This window comes from Hydrocoleum sp. CS-953, from assembly GCF_002260545.1.
In the GTDB taxonomy this organism is placed as follows: Bacteria; Cyanobacteriota; Cyanobacteriia; order Cyanobacteriales; family Microcoleaceae; genus Trichodesmium.
The window spans coordinates 1-4,568 of the sequence record NZ_LGSU01000766.1 but is presented as its reverse complement, the minus strand read 5'-3'; the positions used below and the strand labels follow the sequence as shown (position 1 = coordinate 4,568).

1 protein-coding gene and 3 pseudogenes are annotated in these 4,568 nt (G+C 34.6%); 1 reads left to right on the top strand and 3 read right to left on the bottom strand.

Annotated features, from left to right (window positions below; genetic code table 11):
• Window positions 1-134: 134 nt before the first annotated feature.
• Window positions 135-569: a hypothetical protein gene (locus AFK68_RS09345; protein WP_094672480.1), complete on the top strand. Its 435-nt coding sequence runs from the start codon at window positions 135-137 to the stop codon at window positions 567-569.
• A gap of 1,444 nt (window positions 570-2,013) precedes the next feature.
• Here the strand turns inward: AFK68_RS09345 and AFK68_RS09335 are convergent.
• The 3 pseudogenes from AFK68_RS09335 to AFK68_RS41360 all read right to left on the bottom strand — a co-directional run.
• Window positions 2,014-2,965, bottom strand: a pseudogene (locus tag AFK68_RS09335) (NAD(P)H-quinone oxidoreductase subunit N); the annotation flags it as partial.
• A gap of 1 nt (window position 2,966) precedes the next feature.
• A pseudogene (locus AFK68_RS09330) lies at window positions 2,967-3,636 on the bottom strand (proton-conducting transporter membrane subunit); the annotation flags it as partial.
• A 1-nt stretch (window position 3,637) separates the two neighbouring features.
• A pseudogene (locus AFK68_RS41360) lies at window positions 3,638-3,932 on the bottom strand (NAD(P)H-quinone oxidoreductase subunit 2); the annotation flags it as partial.
• Window positions 3,933-4,568 lie beyond the last annotated feature (636 nt).

Sequence of the window (4,568 nt, the reverse complement as noted above, 5' to 3'; positions counted from 1 at the left end):
CATTAAAATCCTATAAGGGGTCACATACTTTATAGGAAAAATAGAACACTATAAGAATAGGTCAGGGAAGTTAAAGAAAAGGATAACTTCTCTCTGGATAAAAACAATTAACTCTAATTTATTTTTGAAAGATTATGTACAGTCCTCTAATTAAAAAAGTTATAGCTAAAGCTTGTAATGTTAGTCTTGATGAATGTGTAGAAGTTCAGAGATTAAAACTCGAAGTTCAAAGATTAGCCCAGGAAAATCAAGAACTAACAGCACAAGCACAACAATATCAAACAGAAAATCAAGAACTACAAAATAAACTAACTCAACTAAGGATGCAGTTAGCAACTCTTTCAGAAGACTCTGCTCCTCTAACTTCTCCTTTATCTGCTAATTTAATATCTCCAAAAGAATCATCAACTACAGTTGTTTTAGTTAATTCTCCCAGCGAACAACTAGAAGCAGATGAAGGTAAACCTGTAGAATTACTCAATCAATTACCTAATGGTATGTGGCATATTAAAGTTAATTCAGGACTTCAAGTTATTGTTAAACCAGAAGCTCTCAAAGTTTTAGCATAATATTTCTGACTTTCGATTAATTGACATAATTATTGATCGACTTTCAGTGAGTAGAAATTAAGGTGGTTATTCTCAGGATAATTCTATACTTCAGCAACTCAATTTTGAAATTTATATCCCATCCCTATTTATGGGCAAATAATTGAAAAAATGGGATGGGTAATTAGGGAGAAAACTCCGATATTATCCGTACTAAGCACCAGTTTTTTCATAAAAGAGAATTAAACAAGGTTTACCGAATGCTACCCGATTTGATCTTAATACCTAATTATTTTCATAAATTAAAAAAGGTGTAAGTATTCAGATATTAGCAGTCAGCTATCAGCTTTTGTTTGAATGAATAATTCCTTCTCAGTAAATTAGGAGCGTACTTTGACAGTAACTGTCTTATCTATCTTAATTTTTTAATTGCTTTTACCGAATTATTAATTATTAATAATTAAATAATTCGCGCCTTGAAGCCTCCCCTTGGATAGGGGAAAAAAGTGCTCTTGAATTTCCTGATGTTCAATTCCGTAAAGGTTTTAACCTTCTTGTAATTATCAATTATCCATTATCAATTNAATAATTCTGGTTTAAAGCCTCCCCTTGGATAGGGGAAAAAAAGTGCTAGGATATTTCCTTATCTTCAATCAAGAAAGGTTTTAACCTTCTTGTAATTATCAATTATCCATTATCAATTATCAATTAATGAATTCCTCCTCTCATCAATAGCTGATAGCTAATAGCTGATAGCTGAATGCTTACTAACAAAAAGGTATATAAAAAATGCTCGACTTAATTTATTTAGCCGAACATTTTTCATTTTTAACTTACTGAGCTAAAACAACTAAAACTAATTCTTTGAAGATAAAGTAAAATCTAGTTGACTTGCCACTGAATTAGTTTCAACAGTTTGAACTAAAGCCGAATGTAACATTGGAGTTTTAGCAATAGAATTATTAGCTAAAGTAAACAAAGGATTAGATAAAATTCCAGCTAAAGAAGTTGCCAAAACTGACACAATTAATCCTACTTGTAAAGGACGCATACCNAAAATTCCAGCTAAAGAAGTTGCCAAAACTGACACAATTAATCCTACTTGTAAAGGACGCATACCAGGAAGGTTCCAACGAATAGGAGGTTTTCAAACCAATAAAAAAAGTATATAAAAAATGCTCGACTTAATTTATTTAGCCGAACATTTTTCATTTTTAACTTACTGAGCTAAAACAACTCAAACTAATTCTTTGAAGACAAAGAAAAATCTAGTTGACTTGCCACTGAATTAGTTTCAACAGTTTGAACTAAAGCCGAATGTAACATTGGAGTTTTAGCAACAGAATTATTCGCTAAAGTAAACAAAGGATTAGATAAAATTCCAGCTAAAGAAGTTGCCAAAACTGACACAATTAATCCTACTTGTAAAGGACGCATACCAGGAAGGTTCCAACGAATAGGAGGNGAAAAATCTAGTTGACTTGCCACTGAATTAGTTTCAACAGTTTGAACTAAAGCCGAATGTAACATTGGAGTTTTAGCAACAGAATTATTCGCTAAAGTAAACAAAGGATTAGATAAAATTCCAGCTAAAGAAGTTGCCAAAACTGACACAATTAATCCTACTTGTAAAGGACGCATACCAGGAAGGTTCCAACGAATAGGAGGATAATTTTTGATAACATCCGACATCTCTTGCGGTTCTTTTACTACCATCATTTTGACTACACGAATGTAATAGTAAATAGAAGCAACACTGGTAATTAATCCTAACAAAACTAACCAATATAATCCAGCTTGCCAACCTGCCCAAAACAGATAAATTTTACCAAAGAAACCTGCCAGTGGGGGTATACCACCTAAAGATAATAAACAAAGACTTAATCCCAATGTTAAAAGTGGGTCTTTTTGGTATAAACCTGCATATTCGCTAATTTGGTCTGTACCTGTACGGAGAGAAAATAGAATTACACAGGTAAAACCACCCAAGTTCATAAACAAATAAACTAGCAGATAAAATATCATGCTAGCGTAACCAGCTTCAGTATTGGCCAAAAGACCAATCATGACAAAACCAGCTTGTCCAATAGATGAGTAAGCAAGTAGACGTTTCATGCTGGTTTGGGCAAGAGCAACAACATTACCCAATACCATACTCAGAATAGCTAAGGCGGTAAATACAAAATGCCACTGTTCCGAAACTAATGGGAAAGCCGTTACTAACAGACGAATAGCTAGAGCAAAACCTGCTGCTTTAGAACCTACAGAAAGAAATGCCACAACTGGAGTTGGAGAACCTTCATAAACATCTGGAGTCCATTGGTGAAAAGGAACAGCAGAAATTTTAAAAGAAATACCTGCAATGGCAAAGACTAAGGCAATAACTAAACCTAGGGAAACACCACCACTAGAACCATNAAAGAAATGCCACAACTGGAGTTGGAGAACCTTCATAAACATCTGGAGTCCATTGGTGAAAAGGAACAGCAGAAATTTTAAAAGAAATACCTGCAATGGCAAAGACTAAGGCAATAACTAAACCTAGGGAAACACCACCACTAGAACCATTAGCAAGACTAGAGGCGATCGCTGTTAACCGAGTTTCTCCACCAGACAAACCATAAAGCAAGGAAATGCCATAGAGAAAAACGGCGGAACTAGCAGCTCCAATAAGTAAATATTTTAATGCTGCTTCATTGGAACGAGGGTCACGTTTTGTATAACCAGTTAATAAATAAGAGGAGATACTCAGAGTTTCCAGAGAGACAAAAATCATTACTAACTCATCTGCTCCAGAAAGGAACATTGCCCCCAAAGTAGCAGTGAGTAGAAGACAAATAAATTCTCCCAGTGGAGTACCAGTTTGTTCTATATATGCCACCGACATTAATATAGTGACAATCGTACATAGAGCAATAATACCTCTAAATATAACACTAAGGGAGTCAGCATTAAAGCCTCCCAAAAAACCGATGGTATTGTTACTGTCCCATTGAGTATATAAGGCCACAATTGCTCCAGAGAGACCAAGAATGGCAGCATAAGGAGTCCACTTAGTAGAACTACGCCCCACTATGAGGTCTCCGACNACATTAATATAGTGACAATCGTACATAGAGCAATAATACCTCTAAATATAACACTAAGGGAGTCAGCATTAAAGCCTCCCAAAAAACCGATGGTATTGTTACTGTCCCATTGAGTATATAAGGCCACAATTGCTCCAGAGAGACCAAGAATGGCAGCATAAGGAGTCCACTTAGTAGAACTACGCCCCACTATGAGGTCTCCGACGAGAACTATCAGTAGGGTAATAACAACTATTCCTTCTGGAAGAATAGTGCCTGCATTAAGTTGGGCTGCAATGGTAGAGAAATCTATCATTTTAGATAATTTGAAATTTTCGTGTAATTAAGAATTTTGGCTAATTCATAATCCTTTACAGTAGAGGATTGTAGCGTGTATCTAGAGATTTTTTGGTTTTTTATTAGGTAATCATTATTAATCAGTCTCTGGCCAATTTTATTTTCAGGGGAAAAGCTGTTGAATCTGCTGTGGAGTTTCTCTTAACCAAGTCAGAAGTGATAAATCAGTAGGGGTGATTCGCGAATCACCCCTACTGAAGTTAAATTCTTACTCTGTTATTTTAATCAAACTAGAAAAAATATTTAACTGATAACTAATTACTGATTAAAAGGCGAGGTTGAGCAAGCCAATTATTTTGATAATTTTTTTTTACTGGAAAATAAATAACTTCTATACCATCAATTTATAGCACATATTCTCTACCAAAGGAAGATTTACTATCTACTAAAGTTCAAACAACAATTTTTTCAGAATATCCACCAAAAATAACTTCAATAGCATCAACTTATAGCACATCTCCTCCTCCAAAAGTTATTACAGAACCATCACCTTTCCAGATACCAAAAACTCCACTGTATGATGATAAATCAAGTTATAGTTATCCAACTTTCAGTTACCCAAGATCATATTCTAGAAAAACTCTATCTGAAAGAA

Coding starts and splice junctions, on each gene's coding strand:
- AFK68_RS09345 (WP_094672480.1), top strand. CDS start 135: ATGTACAGTCCTCTAATTAAAAAAGTTATAGCTAAAGCTTGTAATGTT.